This window comes from Vibrio sp. D173a, from assembly GCF_030248475.1.
In genome coordinates this window covers 1-883 of record NZ_JAHGAH010001148.1, presented here as the reverse complement: position 1 = coordinate 883, position 883 = coordinate 1, and the positions used below count along the sequence as shown (strand labels likewise).

The window sequence follows — 883 nt, the reverse complement described above, 5'->3', positions numbered from 1 at the left end:
CTTCTTATATGGTCTATCTGCGGCCGTGAGCGCTTCAAAAATATCTGAGATCACTAGGATGCGTTCTGGTATTGAAAGATCATCAGCAGTCAGCTTGCGCGGGTAGCCTGTTCCTTTTAGAGTTTCATGGTGCGTTGACGCATAGCGTGGCACACGGCTGAGCTCTTCAGGGAACGGTAGGTTCTCTAGCATCTTAATGGTGCTGATCATGTGTTCATTAATCTTGAAGCGGTCTTCTGCCGTCAGCGTGCCACGCGCAATGCTGAGGTTATATACCTCTCCTTGATTGTACAGATGCTCTGGCACATCCATATTAATGCCATGCTGCGGGTCAAACTCAATAGGGCGATCGCGTTTAACAATGTGCTCCGGTTTATCCGACAACAGTTTTTCTGTCGCAGGTAAGCTGCTACTGCTCTGTTTGTTCAGCTCTTCAACCGGTGAAAGACCAAGGTTGTCATCGAAATGACGTGTCCAAGTAATTTCAGCTATTTGTTTAATGCGTTCGACCTTGTCTGAACTCATGAACTCGCCACCAACATTAGAAGTCGCAATGAACGTGAAATCATCTTGCAGTTGAGCCTGAGCCGCTTTGAGCTTAGCGTCAATTTCTTCTCTGCTCAGTTGGCCTTCCAATTGCTGCGTTAGCGCCTCTATCTGAGCATCACGCCACAGAACTTCGAATCGAGTTCGAACTTCATGGATACGGTTATAGTTCGCTTCTAATTTCGAGCCTTTGTCGACGATGTGCTCTGTTGTTGTGATCTTACCGCAATCATGTAACCAAGCGGCAATTCTAAACTCTCGGCGTTCATCATCGTTATTAAACTTGAACGACTTGAATTGCCCACTCTGGCACTGTTCTGCCGCCTCCGCCAACATC

1 protein-coding gene is annotated in these 883 nt (G+C 47.2%); it reads right to left on the bottom strand.

Going from position 1 to position 883, the window contains the following annotated elements:
* A partial coding sequence (locus tag KIV40_RS31925) for an HD-GYP domain-containing protein (protein ID WP_285353344.1) occupies positions 1 to 883 on the bottom strand: 883 nt, incomplete at both ends.